General features: G+C 50.1%; 17 protein-coding genes and 1 other annotated feature. All 17 genes read right to left on the bottom strand.

From position 1 onward, the window contains the following. Window positions 1-11: 11 nt before the first annotated feature. The 17 genes from OCU14_RS05480 to OCU14_RS05400 all read right to left on the bottom strand — a co-directional run bounded on the left by OCU14_RS05480 (window position 12) and on the right by OCU14_RS05400 (window position 17,217). Entirely contained in the window at window positions 12-809 is a 798-nt protein-coding gene (locus OCU14_RS05480; protein WP_057878061.1) for a TIGR00282 family metallophosphoesterase, read from the bottom strand. Window positions 810-1,031: 222 nt separating this feature from the next. Beyond that, complete coding sequence (gene rny / locus OCU14_RS05475; protein ID WP_057878086.1) at window positions 1,032-2,591, bottom strand: ribonuclease Y; 1,560 nt, start codon at window positions 2,589-2,591, stop codon at window positions 1,032-1,034. 192 nt (window positions 2,592-2,783) lie between these two features. After that, window positions 2,784-3,899: a recombinase RecA gene (gene recA / locus OCU14_RS05470; RefSeq protein ID WP_261810144.1), complete on the bottom strand. Its 1,116-nt coding sequence runs from the start codon at window positions 3,897-3,899 to the stop codon at window positions 2,784-2,786. 92 nt (window positions 3,900-3,991) lie between these two features. Beyond that, complete coding sequence (locus OCU14_RS05465; RefSeq protein WP_261810143.1) at window positions 3,992-5,236, bottom strand: competence/damage-inducible protein A; 1,245 nt, start codon at window positions 5,234-5,236, stop codon at window positions 3,992-3,994. 115 nt (window positions 5,237-5,351) lie between these two features. After that, window positions 5,352-5,939, bottom strand: a complete 588-nt coding sequence (gene pgsA, locus OCU14_RS05460; RefSeq protein ID WP_057878064.1) for a CDP-diacylglycerol--glycerol-3-phosphate 3-phosphatidyltransferase — start codon at window positions 5,937-5,939, stop codon at window positions 5,352-5,354. Between the two features lie 77 nt (window positions 5,940-6,016). After that, window positions 6,017-6,955, bottom strand: a complete 939-nt coding sequence (locus tag OCU14_RS05455) for a helix-turn-helix domain-containing protein (protein WP_261810142.1) — start codon at window positions 6,953-6,955, stop codon at window positions 6,017-6,019. Window positions 6,956-7,067: 112 nt separating this feature from the next. Next, window positions 7,068-8,354 (bottom strand): EF-P 5-aminopentanol modification-associated protein YfmH, encoded by a 1,287-nt coding sequence (gene yfmH, locus OCU14_RS05450; RefSeq protein WP_261810161.1) that lies wholly within the window; start codon window positions 8,352-8,354, stop codon window positions 7,068-7,070. After that, entirely contained in the window at window positions 8,347-9,627 is a 1,281-nt protein-coding gene (gene yfmF, locus OCU14_RS05445) for an EF-P 5-aminopentanol modification-associated protein YfmF (RefSeq protein ID WP_261810141.1), read from the bottom strand. The genes yfmH and yfmF overlap by 8 nt, the downstream gene beginning before the upstream one ends. Before the next feature lie 177 nt (window positions 9,628-9,804). Next, the gene (locus OCU14_RS05440; protein WP_261810140.1) at window positions 9,805-10,653 is read right to left on the bottom strand and encodes an amino acid ABC transporter substrate-binding protein; all 849 of its coding nucleotides are present in this window, start codon (window positions 10,651-10,653) and stop codon (window positions 9,805-9,807) included. 12 nt (window positions 10,654-10,665) lie between these two features. Further along, a complete protein-coding gene (locus OCU14_RS05435) occupies window positions 10,666-11,301 on the bottom strand; it encodes an amino acid ABC transporter ATP-binding protein (protein ID WP_057878068.1) in 636 nt (211 codons plus the stop codon). 17 nt (window positions 11,302-11,318) lie between these two features. Beyond that, window positions 11,319-11,960: an amino acid ABC transporter permease gene (locus OCU14_RS05430; RefSeq protein WP_125545901.1), complete on the bottom strand. Its 642-nt coding sequence runs from the start codon at window positions 11,958-11,960 to the stop codon at window positions 11,319-11,321. Window positions 11,961-12,124: 164 nt separating this feature from the next. After that, window positions 12,125-12,351: a binding site (T-box leader), on the bottom strand. 74 nt (window positions 12,352-12,425) lie between these two features. Next, a complete protein-coding gene (gene minD / locus OCU14_RS05425) occupies window positions 12,426-13,232 on the bottom strand; it encodes a septum site-determining protein MinD (protein ID WP_261810139.1) in 807 nt (268 codons plus the stop codon). 2 nt (window positions 13,233-13,234) lie between these two features. Continuing rightward, the gene (locus OCU14_RS05420) at window positions 13,235-13,906 is read right to left on the bottom strand and encodes a septum site-determining protein MinC (protein ID WP_261810138.1); all 672 of its coding nucleotides are present in this window, start codon (window positions 13,904-13,906) and stop codon (window positions 13,235-13,237) included. 18 nt (window positions 13,907-13,924) lie between these two features. Then, window positions 13,925-14,446: a rod shape-determining protein MreD gene (mreD, locus tag OCU14_RS05415; RefSeq protein WP_261810137.1), complete on the bottom strand. Its 522-nt coding sequence runs from the start codon at window positions 14,444-14,446 to the stop codon at window positions 13,925-13,927. A 12-nt stretch (window positions 14,447-14,458) separates the two neighbouring features. Continuing rightward, complete coding sequence (mreC, locus tag OCU14_RS05410) at window positions 14,459-15,310, bottom strand: rod shape-determining protein MreC (RefSeq protein WP_261810136.1); 852 nt, start codon at window positions 15,308-15,310, stop codon at window positions 14,459-14,461. A gap of 85 nt (window positions 15,311-15,395) precedes the next feature. Beyond that, window positions 15,396-16,400, bottom strand: coding sequence for a rod shape-determining protein (locus OCU14_RS05405; protein ID WP_261810135.1), 1,005 nt, complete (start codon window positions 16,398-16,400; stop codon window positions 15,396-15,398). Window positions 16,401-16,551: 151 nt separating this feature from the next. Next, window positions 16,552-17,217 (bottom strand): JAB domain-containing protein, encoded by a 666-nt coding sequence (locus tag OCU14_RS05400; RefSeq protein WP_261810134.1) that lies wholly within the window; start codon window positions 17,215-17,217, stop codon window positions 16,552-16,554. Window positions 17,218-17,228 lie beyond the last annotated feature (11 nt).

The following is a 17,228-nucleotide window of genomic DNA, read 5'->3' as shown; positions in this document are numbered from 1 at the left end:
TTTCAGTAACTCTAGCTTTGGTACGGGTGTTGCGGGCTGATTAAGATCGGCCGAATCCGTGAGGCATGGCCAGTCTTATCGTTTAAGTCAATGACACAACCGGATAAGAGTCCCGCCCCTTTTTCTTGAACGGTATAGCGCGTTGGTCGTTGATTTTCAAAGCGTTCGATCACACTGTCGGCCTGCATCCCAAGGACACTGTCGGCCGGACCAGTCATTCCAACTTCCGTCAAGAAAGCCGTCCCGTGTTTCAACACTTGGGCATCACTGGTTTGAACGTGGGTATGGGTCCCAACGACTGCGGAAAGCTGACCGTCATAACGCATGGCGAAGGCCCGCTTCTCACTCGTTGTCTCGGCATGGAAGTCGACAAAGACAAAGTCGGTATCCAATTCCGGCAGGAGATCCTTCATCGTCGCAAAGGGATCGTCCATGGGGTTCATGAAGACTCGGCCCTGCATGTTGACCACCGCTAAGACTTGTTGGTTAACCTTAACCTTCGTCCAACCTTGTCCCGGTGTGTTCTCACCAGGAAAGTTAGCGGGTCGAACCAGGCGATTGGCGCCCCCAATAAAGTCATAGAGTTCGGCGTTATCCCACGTATGGTTCCCCATAGTGACCACGTCGGCCCCATCCTTAAGCAGTTGCTTGTAAATACTTTGACTAATACCACGCCCAACTGGGGTTGAATTTTCCCCATTGACGATGGTGACTTGGGGCTTTAAGTCCCGTTTTAATTGCGGTAGGTACTCGTGAATCATGTCCACACCGATATTTCCAACAACGTCACCAACAAAAAGAATACGCATCTTCGTTCCCCTATCTGTGACCCCTAATGGGCCCTCGTTGATCGGTCTTACCCAATCATTTTTTCAGTCTATTCAATCGGTTCGAATCGCTTAGCTGGCATAGCCAAGCACGACTCAAGCCGCTTCATTCAATTCTGTCAATTGCATACGGTCTATTTTACCATGGATTAACCCCTAATGACGTAAAAAAGCTAGGACCACAATTGGCCTAGCTTCTCTGACTTATTTCGCATATTCAACTGACCGGACTTCCCGGATGACGGAAACTTTGACGTGACCTGGATAATCCAGGTCGCCTTCAATTTGCTTCTTGATGTCTCGTGCCAAGACAACGGCATCCGTATCGGAAATCTTCTCTGGCCGCACGATGACGCGAACTTCACGTCCCGCTTGAATGGCAAAGCTATGATCCACACCGTCAAATGCATTGGCGATGGTTTCCAGCTTGTCTAAGCGGTGAATGTAGCTCTCTAATGTATCTGAGCGTGCGCCTGGACGGGTAGCCGAGATAATGTCGGCAGTCCCTACCAGTTCCGCAATCACAGATTGCGAAGCCGTTCCATCTGCTTGAGCGGCAATGGCATTCACAACGACGGAACTCTCACGATATTTCTTCGCCAGTTCCATCCCTGTCGTGATGTACGAATTGTCATCCTCGTGTTCCGCAGCACGGCCAATATCATGTAATAATCCTGCACGTTTTGCTAACGTGACATCCTCACCTAATTCAGCAGCCAATACCCCAGTGATCTTGGCAACCTCGACTGAATGGGCCAAAGCATTCTGCCCATGAGAAATTCGGAAATTCAAGCGGCCAACAGCCTTGACCAATTCGGGATGCATCGAGTGAATCCCAAGATCAAAGGTCGTTTGCTCACCAATCTCCCGGACACGTTCGTCCAGTTCTTTCTTGGCTTTTGCCACCATTTCCTCAATCCGAGCTGGATGAATCCGCCCGTCTTGAATCAATTTCTCCAATGCAATCTTGGCAACTTCTCGCCGTAAGGGGTCAAAGCCACTCAAGACGACTGCTTCCGGCGTATCATCGATAATTAAATCAATCCCGGTCAATGTTTCCAGAGTCCGAATGTTCCGTCCTTCACGACCGATAATTCGGCCCTTCATGTCGTCATTAGGCAACGTCACAACGGTAATCGTCGTTTCTGTTACCATATCAGCGGCACTCCGTTGAATGGCAGAGACAATCAGGTCCTTTGCATTAGCCTGGGCCGTCTTACGAGCCGTCTCTTCGCTTTCTTGAATCATTTTTGCCCGTTCCCCGGCCAGAGAGGTCTTTGCCTCTGAGATGATCAGGTCACGTGCATCTTCCTGGGATAACGCCGCAACGGTTTCAACCGCTGCCTGTCGTTTTTCAATCAGTGAGTCTGCCTGTTGCTGTTTCTTAGCTAAATTTTGTTCTTCAGCACTGAGCTTTTTGTCTCGGCGATTCAAGGAGTTCTCACGCTTTTCCAGAGAGTTATCTTTCCGGTCCAGTGACTCTTCTCGTTGAATCAAACGGTCCTCTTGCTTCTGAACTTCGGCACGACGTTCTTTCAGCTCTGTTTCGACTTCCGCCCGATACTTGTGGCTGTCTTCTTTGGCCTCTAACAAGGCCTCTTTAGTAGCCGTCTCAGCTTGCTTCTGCGCTTCCGCTAACACACCTTTTGCGGTGTACTTAGCGGCATCTAGCTTGCGTTCATGGACAGATTTACGATAATAATACCCGCCCACAACACCAACAACGATAGCGATGATTGCGAGGATTATAGTTGGAACAGTCATGATTCCACTCATGATTCCACCTCCGCATCATCAAAAATGACTAATTTAAAATCAGACTTTTCAAGATGTTGTTATGATTACTGACACAACCTCAATTTTAATGGTTGCCGTGAACGCTGTCAACTAAACTCCTTGATTGGGAACACAAAAAATCACGCTGGCGTCTCTGCACCAGCGTGAACGGTTAAATCCCTACTTGCCTTGTGGCTTGCCGGGCGTTAATTCAATTTGTTGTGACCCTTTCTTGGACGCCGTCTTGCTGTCCTTAGAGGCCTTTTGATCTTTGTCTTTAGCCGGTGTCTCTGGTTCGTCACCATCAACGCTAACACCGTAGGCCTTACGTACCCGGGTGTTAATTTCGGCCATCATGTCGGCATGGTCAGCCAGGTATTGTTTGGCATTTTCACGTCCTTGACCAATCCGGTCTTCGCCATAAGAGTACCAAGACCCGCTCTTATCCACGATATCCTTCTCAACCGCCATATCCAAGAGCTCACCAGTTTGTGAGATCCCTTGGCCATACATGATGTCGACTTCAGCCCGTTTGAATGGTGAAGCCACCTTGTTCTTCACAACCTTGATCCGCGTCCGGTTACCAATAACATCGGTCCCGTCCTTGATCTGTTCAGCACGCCGAACTTCCAAACGCACCGTGGCATAGAACTTCAGGGCCCGTCCACCAGGCGTAGTTTCAGGGTTACCAAACATAACCCCAACTTTTTCACGAATTTGGTTAATGAAGAGCGCAATCGTCTTCGTCTTGTTAATGGAACCAGACAACTTACGCAGGGCTTGAGACATCATCCGGGCTTGCAGACCCACGTGAGCGTCTCCCATTTCCCCTTCGATTTCGGCTCGTGGCACCAAGGCTGCGACAGAGTCAACAACCACGATATCCACGGCACCACTGGAAATCAGGGCATCGGCAATTTCCAACCCTTGTTCACCAGTATCTGGTTGTGAGAGTAGCAAGCTGTCGATATCAACACCTAGGGCCGTTGCATAGGCAGGGTCCAAGGCATTTTCAGCATCGATATAAGCCGCAGTACCCCCGCGTTTTTGGACCTCGGCAACGGCGTGTAATGCCACCGTCGTTTTACCGGAAGATTCAGGTCCATAAATTTCAACGATTCGGCCACGAGGATAGCCTCCGACACCTAATGCTACGTCCAGGGCTAACGATCCAGAAGGCACGGTTTCCACCTGCATGTTCGTATTGTCCCCTAGCCGCATGATGGACCCTTTACCAAAGTCTTTTTCAATTTTCTTCAGCGCTTTATCCAGCGCCGCTTGTCGTTCGTCAGCCATTTGAATCCTCCTTGAGTGCTTCATATTCTAGTAACACTATACCGGCTTCAATCTAAAATTGCAAGCAAAAACAGAACAAAAGTTCCCCTAATCTAAAATCCAAGTGTTCGGCGAATCCAATCTAGTCCTAAGAGAACCGTTCTGGCCCGAATCTTATCGCGATTACCCGTTAGATGAACCAACTTAGCTTGGGGATCTTGTCCCCGTTGGGCCAATCCCAACCAAACGGTTCCGGCCGGTTGTCCTTCCAGGGTATCCGGTCCGGCGACACCGGTGAAGCTCAACGCCAGATCGGTATCGAGTCGTTGCCGCGCCCCTTCAGCCATGCGTTTCGCCGTAGCCGCACTGACCACACCCTCAGTATCAATAATCGCATTCGGGATACCTAAAAGCGCATGCTTGGCTTCATTCGCATAGGTCACGAAGCCTCCCGGAAATACCGCCGAGACGCCGGCGATATCGCCCAACGCGCTCTGAAATTCACCCGCAGTCAGGCTCTCGGCCGCCGTAATGGTCAGCTTGCGGTCGATCAACCCGTGAACCACCACATTGGCCAAGCTGTTATCATCGCCATAACCATAGAGATAGTCTCCGACACGCTGCCGAATCAAGGTCACTAGACCATCGATCAGGTCGCCCGCCGCGGCTTCACTGCTAGCCGTCGCCGTCAATCGCAGCGTCACCTCATTTACCTTGGCATACGGCGCAATTGTCGGATTGGTTTGCTGGGCAATCAGGTCACCCAAGGTCGTGACCAATTGAGACTCCCCGATGCCAAAGAAGCGAAGAACCTTTGAGACCAAATATTCTTCTCGTTGATAGGCGTGCTTCAAGACCGGCAAGGCTTCCTCACGAAACATTGGTTCCAATTCACTCGGTGGCCCAGGGAGTAACATCACATCTGCCCCCGTAGGTGCTTGATAGAAGGCACCCACAGCCATTCCAGTTCGGTTCTTCAGTGGGAGGCTACCATCCGGGTAAAGTGCCTGTAGGCGATTATTAGGGGTCAATTTCTGCCCCGTCGTGAGGAAGTACTGGTGGATTTTCGCCATCGCCGTCTCGTCCTCAACTAATTTAACCCCTAGAAGATGCGCCACGGTCTGCTTGGTCAGATCGTCTTTAGTCGGGCCTAACCCACCACTGATCACAACCAAGTCACTGCGCGACCGGGCCTGCGTGACCACGGCGGTCAACCGATCGGCATTATCACCCACTAGTGAATGATAATAAACCTCGATGCCGGCGGAAGCCAGTCCCCGCGCGATAAACGCCGAGTTAGTGTCGACAACCTGTCCCAATAAAATTTCTGTACCCACTGCAATAATTTCTGCCTGCATACTATCCCTCCGATGCTGACTTAGTTAACTCCGTAAAATGGCCGTGTTTATTCGTGCCAAATCATCTTTTTAGACACAAGAACCCCCGTTAATGACTCACGGGGGCTCGCCGGGCCTATTCGGCGGAAGATTCCGCGAAGACCTGCTTGTTTTGTACAAAATAATCGATACCAGAGTAAATGGTGAAGAAGAGGCAAATGTAGAAGAAGATCAGGGCCATTGGCACGTTGATTGCCCCAAAGCCAATGTTGTTAAGCAAGAGGAGAATAATCCCAACCATTTGGGTGGTCGTCTTAATCTTACCCGGCCAAGCGGCAGCCAAGACCCGGCCACCGGTTTCCACGACAATCAGACGCAGGCCGGTCACGGCTAACTCCCGGCAGACAATGATTGCGACACCCCAGGCTGGAACCTTCCCCATCGACACTAAGAGAATGAAGGCCGTCATAACAATCATCTTGTCAGCCAAAGGATCGGCAAACTTACCGAAATTAGTGACCAGGTGCTGACGCCGGGCGATTTGACCGTCCAAGAAATCCGTAATGGAAGCCACGGCAAATACCAAGGCGCCCAAGATTTGGGTGACCGGAATCGCCGTTCCTAACCAGGTTACCGTCCCCCAGTCCAGTGGGAGTACCAGTAACAGCAAGAAAACGGGGATTAAGATAATCCGAATAATGGTCAAACGATTTGGAACGTTCACAGAAATTTCCTCCTTCAAATACCAAAACTTGTCATCAAAAAAGCGTGTCGGCCGCCACGGACCGACCCGCTTCTACTTTATTTAAATTCTAGGGTAACTGCTTGAACCTGCGACGAAGTCGTCGTGCTGGAACTCGTTGTGTCCGTTGATGTTGAATCGGACGTACTTGAAGCAGCACTGGTACTGGTTGCAGAGTTGAAGTGGAACGTTTCGCCATCAACTTTAACCTTGGTTGCCGGCGCATTCCCAAAGTTGAAGGTCACACTGGTTGCGGAACTTGGAATTCGCATGCTGTGTGACGTTGAGGCAGACAAGGTTCCCTGCCAAACCGTCGACCCAGCAACACTGACGGACATCCAAGCACTCGATGAAGCGGACAACTTCAACTTAGGCTTAGAGGAAACGTTCTTAACCTGCCAAGTAGAGCCAGAAGTCGTCGTGCTCAATTGCTTAAACACAGGCGTCTTCGTCACCTTCTTGGAGGAAGCTTTCTTGGAAGACGACTTGCTCTTAGCCGAGCTACTGGTCTTCTTCTCGGAGCTACCTGAAACGCTGACGGAACTGCTGTCGACGTTATCTTTCTTAGTTGAGCTACCACTGTGGGCCGCCGCCATCCAGATCCCGAGGAGCACCGCTAACACCACGATCACGATACCAATCACTGGTACCGTCCGCCGTAGTTTGACGTAACGGTCGTCCACCTTACGCTGTTGTGAGCGGGTTTCCGGATTGTTTTCGTTAACCTTATCGACATATTCTTGGGTCTGGGTGCTTGGCAAGGTACTGTCGAATTGCTTCAACAGTTCGCCACCGTCCAGATCCACCATGTCCGCGTACTGCTTGATGAACGCCCGAACGTAAAAGTCCCCTGGTAATTCATCAAAGTTTTGGTCTTCAATTGCGATGAGGTAGCGTTTTTGAATCTTCGTCGTTTGCTGCAAATCGTCTAAGGTAAAGCCCTTAGCAATCCGAGCGTCACGCAACGTTTTCCCCAAAGTTATTTTATTTTCACTCATTATAAACTCTCCACCTGTTCAAAATTTCTCTATTAGCAGTATAGCATAGGCACTGGCGCATTTTTAGCCAGAGGGCCGATAAATCTGGATTTAAACGATTCTTAACCTCCCCTTAAGGCAGGATGGTATGAATCGTCTGTTGGCTGGCTGACAAGAAAGCCTCAGAGGCTTCTTGCAGATCAGCGAACGTCAAGTTTTCCAGAATGGCCAACTCGTCGAAAATGGTGGCTCCGGAGAAGAGAGGCCCATCGTATTGATTAGCAATAGCTTCCACCGAGTTCATGGCCCCCACAATTCGTCCGATTGCCTCTTGTTTGACTAATACAAATTGCGGTTCAGCAGCCTTTAATTGGGCCGGTGCATCCTGTAAAATAGCCGTCAATTCCTGGGCAAATTGTTCAGGTTGGTCGGTATCACCGGTCAGCTGGGCAAAATGTGCGCCCCGCTGAACCTGGAAGTCATAGCCAAAGCTATCGTCAATAATGTTTGCATCATACAAACGTAGATAGTTATCCCCACTGTCGTTGAATAACAGGTCAAACATCAGCGAAATGGCCGCACTGTACTTTAAGCCTGCCCGGCCGGCTGGTACCGTGTCAAAGCCACGTAACCCGAGGTTAACCCGGGGCCGAGTCACGGCCAGGTGACGCGTCTGCGTCGCCGGGATATCTGCTGGCGTCGATTGTTCGCTAGCCACTCGCCGAATAGGACTAGCTGGCCCAAACGTTTTGTGATCCTGATTGTCAGAAATCCAACTCAGGGTTTCTTCGGGGTCCAACTGTCCTACCACCACGAGACTCATGTTACTAGGATGGTAGAACGTGTTGTAGGCCGTGTAGAGATCGTCCGCCGTAATCTTAGCGATTGAGTCCACCGTGCCGGCGATGTCAATGTGCAGTGGTTCCTTGGGATACAGATTGCCAATCATGCCAAAGTAGCTTTGCCAACCGGGGTCATCATCGTACATTTTAATTTCTTGGCCGATGATCCCCTTTTCCTTATTGACCGTCGCCGCCGTAAAGTACGGCTGTTGAACGAAATCCATGAGAATATCAAGATTTTCTTTCAAATGGCTCGTCGTCGCAAAGAGGTAGCTGGTCTGGGTAAAGCTGGTAAAGGCATTGGCTGAGGCCCCATACTGACCAAATAGGTCAAAGGCATCGTGGTCTTCTTTTTCAAATAATTTATGTTCCAGGAAGTGCGCAATCCCATCTGGCAAGCGTACGGGTTCGGTCTGATCTCTCGGAACAAAAGCATTGTCCACGGCACCGTAGTCGGTCGTCATGATGGCAAAGGTCTTGTGAAAACCGGCCTTGGGCATCAAAATCACCCGGAGGCCATTGGCCAGCGTCGTCTGATAGATACTCTCACCCAGTCGGTCGTAACTTTCCTTATTCAGCACTTTGGTCACCTCCATGTAAGCAGTACGTGGCCTGAAGCGTCACGCGTTTAGCGACCCGAGCCACATCGTCAGCCGTGATCGCCATGAGCTTTTCTTGCCAGGTTGCCAGGGGTTCACTCAGGTGCGTCAATTGCACGTTGAGCAGCCCAGTCAGCCGGCGTTGGGGACTGTCGAGTGCCGATAAACGGGCATTCAACAGACTAGCCTTAACTTCATCTAACAGAGTCGCAGGGAGCTCTCCCCGTTGCATAGCAGCTAACTGTTCCCCAATAATCGTTTCCACACGTTTTTGATTCTCCGCTTGGATCCCGGCCTGCACCGTCAACGTCCCATTAAAGGGATTGTAGCCGCTGCTAGCATAGTAGGCCAGACTGGCCTTCTCACGCACATTGGTAAAGAGAAGCGACAAGGGGCTACCCCCAAAGGCCGCATTAAAGACCACCGCGGCCATAAAGTCTGGATCGTTACGATAAACGGGTAACTGATACCCGAGATTTAATTTTGCTTGAACGACCGGTGCCAGGTCATCACCGACCTGAACCTGTTTCCGAGCATCCCAATGATAGTAGGGATCACTAGTCGGTTCCGTCCGGTCATCGAGTGGCCACTGCGCCAGGGCAGACTGAACGCGTTCAGCCGTCACATCCCCAATCACAGCCACGTGAACCGCGTCATTGGCCAACATGTCATGGTAAGTTCCTAAAATATCTGTGGCTGACAGCCCACTCAAAACGTGCAGATCACCCAACGCATTCATCGCTTGGGTTGGCTGACCCGTGAAGAGTAGCTCCTGCAAACGACGATTGGCCAGGTACTGCTTGTCGTCATCCAGTGACTTGATGGCCGTATAAAGGTTCTGACGTTGTTGCGTAAAGGTTGCCGGATCAAAGTTGCCACCTGGCAATAGTGGTGCGAATAACACCTGCTTTAACAGGTCCATCCCCCGCTCGAATAAAGGCGCATCATCTGCATAATTTGCCAGATACTGCTCATCAACCACCGAGCAGGTCAAGCGAATCACATGCTTGGTCCCAAGCTTTAGGACACTGATCCCAAACGTTGCCCCGTAAAGACGAGACAACTCACGAGCCAAGGCCGTTTGTGTTGGGTACTGTTCCGTGCTCGTCTCGAGCACCTGGGCTAAGAGGGCTCTGCCTGTAATGGCCATCGCTTGAAGCGGCGCCACAAAGTCCACTTTGATGCCGACAGTTTTGAATTGTTTAGTGGGTAACAAATCGAGAGTTACCCCATTTTTTATGCGAAAATGCACGCGCAGAATCCTCCTCTGACAAAAGTCTAATCGGTGTTTAATGATAAGGGAACTAACCGGTAAATACAAGCAACCACTTTCATTTTCACCGAGTTTTGATCGGTCATAGCCGGCTGATAAGTCCGAAAACACGGTAAAGGGCCCCAGACGACTGTCCCGGACCCTCAGAATACCAATTTATTTTTTCAGTAATGGTGTATCCACGTTTCCACCAAACCACTTTTGATTAATCTTGGCTAGCTGACCATCCTTAGCAGTTCGGGCTAACCCCCGGTTAATTTTGTTCCGAAGGGTCACGTCCCCTTTACGCATCCCCACCGCAAATTGTTCCTTAGGGAAGCTCCCCACGGTAACCTTGAAGTCTTCAGGATGCTGTTGGTGCTTAATGTAGTAGTTGGCATAGGTGCTGTCGATGAGCAGGCCTTGAATCCGACCGGCGTTCAGGTCGATGAAGGCGTTGGTAAAGGAATCATACTGGACAGCGGCGTGATTCTTAATCCGGTTCTTAAAGACCTTGGGATAATCCTCAATATCATTGTAGCCGGAGGAACCACTTTGCGCGCCTAGAACCTTGCCCTGCATCCCGGCAAAGCTACTAATGCCGCTCTTCTTTAACGTAACCAATACTTGGTCATTGTTCAAGTACGTCCGCGAGAAGGCCACTTTCTTCGCCCGTTCCGGTGTGATTGAATACCCGTTCCAAATCAAATCAATCGTGCCGTTGCGCAACTCCGTGGCATTCATGGACCAGTCAATGGTTTGAAAATCAACCTTGATCCCGTATTGTTTGAATACGGCCCGGGCGAGGTCAATGTCATAGCCGACCAGCTTCCCACTCTTTTGGCGAAAGCCCATCGGTACGAAGCTATCGTCAAGGCCAATGACCACCTTTTTTCGCCGTTGAATCCGTGACCAGGTATCGCGCGTATCGGCCTGTTTAGCAGACTGACCGCAGCCGGCCAACGTCGTGCCCAGAGTCAGCAGTACCGTGAGCAACACTGCCCAGCGTCCGAATTTTCTTCTCATGGTAACTCACTCCTAACTCTTCGCTTCTACCCGTAACATCTGATCGGCAATCGATTCCGCAAATGGGATATCGTGGGTGACCACAATCTGAGTCATGCCCTCGGCCTTCAGTTTTAAAATAATCTCTTCTACTTCTTTACGTAGGTCTGGATCCAACGCCGACGTGGGTTCGTCGTAGCACAGGAGCTTAGGCCGCATGGCCAATGCCCGCACAATGGCCACCCGTTGTTTCTGGCCCCCGGATAATTCGTAAGGATACAGATCTGCCTTACCATCCAGGTTCAGTTGTTTCAACAACCGTTGCGCAGTGGCTTCGGCCTCGGCCTTGCTCTGCTTAAGCACCATGGTTGGGGCCAGTGTCACGTTTTGAAGCACCGTCAAATTAGGAAACAGTTGAAAGTCTTGGAAGACCACGCCAATCACCGTGTCGTTATTGCGGTTGGTGACGGGATTGAAGGGCTGGCCGTCTAAGAAGAAGTCCCCACTATCGGTTTCTTCCAGACCACTGATACATCGTAACAGAGTCGTCTTACCGGCACCGGAAGGCCCGACGATGGTGAGGATCTGACCATCGTTAACGGTTAAGTTCACGCCATCCAAGATTAATTTACCGGCAAATCTTTTCGTAATGTTTTTAAGTTCTAGCATTGATTGTCACCCTTTCTCTAACGCCAAGCGCTGTAGTGCTTCTCTAATCGCTTCAGGACCACTGTGCAAACCGCTGTGAGTAACAAGTAAATAACGGCAACCAACACCATTGGAACGAGTGTGACGTCGCGGGCCATGGCCACATTTCCGGCTCGCAGGAGGTCACCCAGACCAATGACGTAGACCAGTGAAGAATCCTTAATCAAATTGATAACCTCATTACCAATTGAAGGGAGCACGATTTTGACCACTTGGGGAATGACGATCTTACGTAAGGTCTGCCAATTTGTCAGCCGTAAGACGCGCGCGCTTTCGTACTGTCCTACGGGAATAGCTTGTAAGCCACCCCGGAAGATTTCAGCGAAGTAGGCCGTGTAATTTAAGATAAAGGCGAACAGCGCCGCATCGTAACGTTGGAACACGATGCCAATAATGGGAAGGCCGTAGAAGACGAAGATGAGTTGCAACAACAGTGGGGTTCCTCGCATTAACCACACGTAGACATCAATCAACCAGGTTAAGGGTTTGAAATTGGTAATCATCCCCAACCCCACTAAGATCCCTAATGGGACAGAAATAATTAACGTCCAGAAGAAAATCGACAGCGTCGTGCCGGTTCCCGAAATTAACGATGGTAAAATTTGACTCACATAATTCATGGCAATCATCCTCTCTTCAACTAAAAAACGCCCTCTTGAGATCAACTCTCAAGAGGGCGTTCGACCGCGGTTCCACCTCATGTGCTCGATGGGCTCACGCCACACCGACTCAGGGAGTTGCCCGCTGCCACAAAAATAAAAAAGTCCCCTTAGGTCCGTAGACCTAAGAGGACGATCACATCGTGGTTCCACCTCTGTTTGTTAAACCATCACTGGTCTAACCTCAGCGAGTTGCTAGCAACTCCAGCGATAACGGGCTACCCCGGGTCGTCCTACTAGATTCAGACGACCAACTCACAGATGTGTTTCGGTTAACCAAGGACACCCGTTTCCATCGACCGGGCTTTCTGTTGAGACTTTGGTGACCTACTCTTCTGTTCAACGTTATTGATTCATTGACAACATACTACGATCTTTTTCAATCGCCGTCAAGCTTTATTGAAAATTTAGCCGTCGGTTACAACGCTACCCGCGATGGAACCAGCCACTGACCTTGTGCCAGAACCCAGTTGGGGCTTCGGCTTCAATCTTCATCAATGGCACCGTTTCACCCTCAAGGCGCCGCGCAACATTCCGGTACCCTTGAGAAGCGGGATTATCGGTTTGCATGACGATGGGTTCCCCTTGGTTAGACGTCGTGATCACGGCGTCATCATCAAAGATGATCCCGAGTAGTTCGATACCCAGATGATGGGTAATCTCATCGATATCCATCATGGACCCGTCCTGCATCATGTTCCGGCGAATCCGGTTGATTAACAGCCGTGGGGCTTCGGTCAGTGGATGTTGTTCCAACAGACCAACGACCCGATCGGCATCCCGAACGGCGGAAATTTCTGGCGTCGTCACCACAATAGCGGCATCGGCACCAGCAACGGCGTTCATGAAGCCTTGTTCAATTCCGGCTGGACAGTCGATCAGAACATAGTCGTATTCTGGTTTCAATTCATCGACGATTTCCTTAACTTGTTCCGGTTGTAAGGCACTCTTGTCGGTGTTTTGAGCGGCTGGTAATAGGTAGAGCTTGTCGTCAAACCGCTTGTCCTTGACCAACGCTTGGGGGAGCTTAGCCCGACCTTCAGCGACGTCAACGATATCATAAATAATGCGGTTATCGAGACCTAAGACCACGTCCAAGTTTCGCAGACCGATATCCAGATCCATCAGACACACCCGTTTGCCCATTAAGGCTAACGCCGTTCCGATATTGGCACTGGTGGTCGTCTTACCAACCCCACCTTTACCAGAGGTGATGACAATTGCTTTTCCCATAACTAAATTCCTCCAATCTGGTTATATAACTTCGGATTAATCTTCTTTAGTTGTGCCAGCTTACCGTATGACAACACATGAAGATCGTTCACATACGCGATCGTTTGACGAGAATCGGCCAGTTGTTCCGATTCGATAATGTCAAACTGTTCGGCAATACGAACCTGTTGGGCACTATGAAGATTTCCCATAATCAGCTTGGATTCATCATCGGGATAGCCGGCTTGCAAGATGCCGCTCACGTCGCCCATCGAAAAGATATTGCCCGTCGTCCGGAGCTTGCCACCCTCGTGGATCGTTCCCAGGAAGAGAACATCCCCTTGCATGACGACCTCTTGTCCGTTACGAATAACCTTACTCAACAGATGAACGTTCTCACGTTCGCGGAGTTGAATGGCATCGTCAACGGTGATCACGTTAGCCGCAATCTTGTGGATTTCAAAGCGTGGGTAATTCCCCACCATTTCTTCAATTTGAGCTTTTTCATCGGCCGTCAAGAGACGATCCTCAGTCAGCACATCCAACGACACTTTGGTCGTCTCCAATGCCTTGGGATCGGTCTTGAGTTTCTCCAGCAATGCCTTCAGATCAACCAGAATCTGTTCAAAACTGGCTGACTGCTTCAGCACCAGATCATAGCCGTTTTGCGTTCCCCGTAATACGGCAGCTTGCATAGCGTTCGTTCCCTTCACCTAATTTAACCAATTATACACCCAACGAATCGGGAAATATAAGATGACATACAACGCGAGATTCAGAGCCAGTGTGGGACCTAAGGTATTCACCAGAAATGAACTCCCAGAGATAACGGTCATATGCACCACACGACTAGCCAAAAATCCTAGCCCCTCAACTAAAGTAATATCAATAAAGTAAATTAATAGTCCACTCAGAAAGTTGGGACTAATGTAGGTCACCATAATCCGCGTCACATACACGATTAAGGGAAAGATAAAAATGTAAATCCCAAAAATCCCCGTGTAGTACAGATCAAAGATGGCCCCGGCCACAATGGCCCAGCGACCCAATGGCATCGTCACATTCTCCTCGTAGAGGACGGCCGTGACTAACCATAACACGACCAGGTGGCTCACCATGACCGTGGGGTAATTAAACATTTGGCTACTGAAAATATGACTCAAACTGCCGTCTAGCAGCAGCATAATCAATAAGCCAATGGGAAAACCAAAACGTAACTTTGATAATCGATACACGTCTTAGCCCCCCTACTGCTTCGTAACAGCGACTGTGACGATGTTTAAGTCGGTCAGATCGGTCGCTGGCGTGATGTATAGCTTCGTTGACAACCCGTAGTCGTCGCCGCCAGTTTCGGCAACTTTTCCGACATACAGGCCCTTAGGCGTCACGCCACCAAGCCCACTCGTAACGACCTTGTCGCCCTTGTGAATCTTGGCTTTGGTGGTGATGTTATTCATCGTAATCTGTCCGGTTGCGGACTTGTAACCACTCAGAACCCCGTTAACCGTGGTCCCAGACTTCGTGGTAATCTGAACGGCAAATCGGTTAGCGGAATCATTATTATCCGTAATCAATTCAACCTTAGAATTCGTCTTGTTCACCTCGGCAACCCGGCCAATCAGACCAGATCCGGACATGACTGGCATGTTCTTCTGCACGCCAGCTGACGAGCCCTTGTTAATGACCACTTGGTTTTGCCAAGATGATGGCGTCCGCGTAATAACGGCGGCCGAAATGGCGGTGTAGTCCGTCAACGAATCATTTAGCTTAACCTGTTGTTTCAATTGTTTGTTTTCTTTAGCTAAGGTTTGATCCCGCACCTTGGTCTGGGCGAGTTCACTCACCTGCTTCTTCAACTGTTGGTTTTCTTGATACGTGTTCAACAGCTCCGAAACGGAGCTAACTGAACCACTTAAGCCATTGGCAGGGAGGGCCACTACCCGGTCCGCTAAACCAACAATATCGTTACCGAACTGTTGAATTAAAGGTGGCGTAGACCGCTTGTTACGAATCACCACGGACACCGTCATCAAAGCAAAGCTAACAATCAGGCAGACGATGATGATCACCAGTCGCCGATTGAAAGAAAATTTCTGCATGTTTGACCTCCATCTTGTTCGCCAGCTGTGTCGAAACACTCTAGCGTCACAATAAAGAAGCGGGAAGCTGCCTTCCCGCTAGTCCCTATTTCTTCTTCATGACATCGATACTCTTTAATGATTCACCGGTTCCGGCAGCCACACAATCCAAAGGATCGTTGGCAATCGAAACGGGTACCTTGGTGGCATCCGCAATAACTTCTGATAAGTTTTGCAGTAAAGCCCCACCACCGGTTAAGACGATCCCATGGTCAATCACGTCGGCAGCAATTTCAGGAGACGTTTCTTCCAACGTTTCCTTGATTGCGGTGATGACGTCTTGAACGGGTTCTTGAATGGCCTTGGCCACGTCAACAGCTGAAACTTCAACAGCCTTAGGCAACCCGGTAACCAGGTCACGTCCACGAATTGTGGATCCATCCATCTTTTCAGCAGCTTCGACTGAAGCTGATCCAATATCCATCTTCAATTTTTCGGCAGTCCGTTCCCCAATCAAGAGATTGAAGTTCGACCGAACGTAAGTCGCAATGGCTTCGTCCAGCTTGTCACCGGCAACTCGAATGGAGCGGCTTGAGACAATCCCACCTAATGAAATAGTGGCAACGTCTGTGGTCCCACCACCCATGTCGACAACCATGCTACCAGTTGGGTCCATGACGGGTAACCCGGCACCGATCGCTGCAGCAAATGGTTCTTCGATAACGTAAGCGTCACGCGCACCGGCAACCCGAGTGGCGTCGATGACTGCTCGCTTTTCAACTTCTGTGACACCACTTGGCACACAAACCATAACATAAGGTTTGCCGTTTGAACGGCCCAAAGTCTTTTCGATGAAGTACTTCATCATGGCAACGGTCGTATCGTAATCTGCGATAACCCCGTCTTTCATTGGCCGAATGGCAACAATACTTGCCGGCGTACGGCCGATCATTGCACGAGCATCTTCACCAACGGACACAATTTCCCCAGACTTTGTGTTCTTGGCGACAACAGAAGGTTCGCGTAGAACGATTCCTTTACCGTCAACGTAAACAATCGTATTGGCGGTACCAAGATCGATTCCAATATTTTTCGTTCCTAATCCGAACACAGTGTTTCATCCCTTCATTGTCAACAAAATTTTTTAGTTATTTGTCTTATTCATTGATAGACGTATTATAACATACCTATCTACGTGAGAACACGTCGTCACTGACAAGAATACCGAACTTTTAACGAGAAAGAAATAGGTAAAACTGATTTTAATCAGATTTTAAACGTTCTGTCTTATTCGACGCAGGTGACAGTGGCAAGATCCCGGCCTCACGGAGGCTGAAGTAGGCTTGCAGGCCGACGACAAAGCCGTCTAGAACCGGGATTCCCATCAGTTCACCACACGCCGCTAAGCGATGCATAAAGGCCAGATCGTTCGGCGATGGCTCAGCCGAGCCACTTGGATGGTTGTGGGCGATGATCACACCGGCCGCCCCACTCATTACCGCGAGTTGAAAGATCTCCCGGGGATGAACGGGACAACTGGTCAGGGTTCCCTGAAAGACCGTCTGCCGCTCTAGAATGCGATGCTTGGCATCGAGCACGAACACCTCGACTCGCTCCTGCGGCAGGTAACGCAGGTCAGCCATTAAGCGTTGCCCCATCTGACCACTCGCCAGAACCTCTCCCAGGAGCGGTCGTGGTGCGCGTTGCACCCACCGCCCCAGATCAATCGCCGTCAAAAGGGCCCGGCGACGCGGTAAACCCGCCACGTACTGTTGACACTGTTGGCGACTCGCATATCGTAGATTGGCGAGGCTATGAAAGTAACGGAAGAACCGCTCAACCTCGCTGGTCTCCACTAATCCTAAATGACGCATCACGCGTCCCAATAGTTGCCGTTCATTTTGACTCGTTACCTGTTCTTGCCGCATATCGCCTCAGC

The sequence above is a fragment of the Levilactobacillus humaensis genome (genome assembly GCF_024345185.1).
Classification (GTDB): Bacteria; Bacillota; Bacilli; order Lactobacillales; family Lactobacillaceae; genus Levilactobacillus; species Levilactobacillus humaensis.
This window is presented reverse-complemented; position numbering and strand designations above follow the sequence as displayed.

Excerpts from the sequence above, each read along its gene's own strand:
- OCU14_RS05480 (WP_057878061.1), bottom strand. The coding sequence starts at position 809 with ATGCGTATTCTTTTTGTTGGTGACGTTGTTGGAAATATCGGTGTGGAC.
- rny (WP_057878086.1), bottom strand. The coding sequence starts at position 2,591 with ATGACTGTTCCAACTATAATCCTCGCAATCATCGCTATCGTTGTTGGT.
- recA (WP_261810144.1), bottom strand. The coding sequence starts at position 3,899 with ATGGCTGACGAACGACAAGCGGCGCTGGATAAAGCGCTGAAGAAAATT.
- OCU14_RS05465 (WP_261810143.1), bottom strand. The coding sequence starts at position 5,236 with ATGCAGGCAGAAATTATTGCAGTGGGTACAGAAATTTTATTGGGACAG.
- OCU14_RS05455 (WP_261810142.1), bottom strand. The coding sequence starts at position 6,955 with ATGAGTGAAAATAAAATAACTTTGGGGAAAACGTTGCGTGACGCTCGG.
- OCU14_RS05440 (WP_261810140.1), bottom strand. The coding sequence starts at position 10,653 with ATGAGAAGAAAATTCGGACGCTGGGCAGTGTTGCTCACGGTACTGCTG.
- OCU14_RS05435 (WP_057878068.1), bottom strand. The coding sequence starts at position 11,301 with ATGCTAGAACTTAAAAACATTACGAAAAGATTTGCCGGTAAATTAATC.
- OCU14_RS05430 (WP_125545901.1), bottom strand. The coding sequence starts at position 11,960 with ATGAATTATGTGAGTCAAATTTTACCATCGTTAATTTCGGGAACCGGC.
- minD (WP_261810139.1), bottom strand. The coding sequence starts at position 13,232 with ATGGGAAAAGCAATTGTCATCACCTCTGGTAAAGGTGGGGTTGGTAAG.
- OCU14_RS05420 (WP_261810138.1), bottom strand. The coding sequence starts at position 13,906 with ATGCAAGCTGCCGTATTACGGGGAACGCAAAACGGCTATGATCTGGTG.
- mreC (WP_261810136.1), bottom strand. The coding sequence starts at position 15,310 with ATGCAGAAATTTTCTTTCAATCGGCGACTGGTGATCATCATCGTCTGC.
- OCU14_RS05400 (WP_261810134.1), bottom strand. The coding sequence starts at position 17,217 with ATGCGGCAAGAACAGGTAACGAGTCAAAATGAACGGCAACTATTGGGA.